Below are 746 nucleotides of genomic sequence, written 5' to 3' on the forward strand. Positions count from 1 at the left end.
CGCGCCGCGCGCACCGCGTCGACATCGCCGCGGGCGCGCTGGTCCGCCAGATCGGCCAGCTTCACATGCGCGTCCAGCATGTCCCGCTGCGCCTTGTTGCGCTTCAGCGCGTGCTGGCCGGCCAGTATTTCGGCCTGCTGGAACGCGCCGGCCTTCTCCGCCAGCGCCTGGCGCTGGACGGCGAGCTGCTCCAGCGCGTGCTGCGCATCGGCCAGGGCCTGGTCGCTCTCGGCCTTCAGCGCGCCGTCCGGGCGGCCGGCGGCCTCGTGCCGGGTCTGCGCTTCGCTCGCCAGGCGAGCCAGGCGCTGCGCCTGGACGCTGCTGCGGGCGACAGCGTCGGCATCGCGGGCGAGCCGTCTCTGCATCGCGTCGGTCGCGCGCTGCTGGCGCTTCGCCCTCAGCTCGTCGCGACTGAAGCTCTTGCGCGCGGCCTCGGCCTTCTGGAAGGCGTCCTCGATGTCCTTCTTGCGGGTACGCGACTCCGCGGTCCGCGTTGACCGGGGACGCGTCGACGCAGGGTGGTTCCGGCGATCCGATCAGCACCGGCGCGACGAGCGGCCGCGCGCGCCAGGGCGACGGCAGCGAGGGCATGCGCGATCCCCGGTCAACGCGGACCGCGGAGTCGCGTACCCGCAAGAAGGACATCGAGGACGCCTTCCAGAAGGCCGAGGCCGCGCGCAAGAGCTTCAGTCGCGACGAGCTGAGGGCGAAGCGCCAGCAGCGCGCGACCGACGCGATGCAGAGAC

General features: G+C 73.3%; 2 protein-coding genes. One reads left to right on the forward strand and one right to left on the reverse strand.

Annotation, left to right across the window (positions count from 1 at the left end; all coding sequences use genetic code 11):
- Positions 1 to 365 (reverse strand): hypothetical protein (locus tag AC1D1T_RS32850; protein ID WP_477993551.1); only part of this gene is annotated, 365 nt, incomplete at its 3' end.
- Between the two features lie 128 nt (positions 366 to 493).
- Between AC1D1T_RS32850 and AC1D1T_RS32855 the strand changes: the two genes are divergently transcribed.
- Positions 494 to 746, forward strand: a 253-nt coding sequence (locus tag AC1D1T_RS32855) for a hypothetical protein (protein ID WP_477993552.1), incomplete at its 3' end; no start/stop codon positions are given.

Source organism: Rhizobacter sp. P2_H3 (assembly GCF_056403355.1).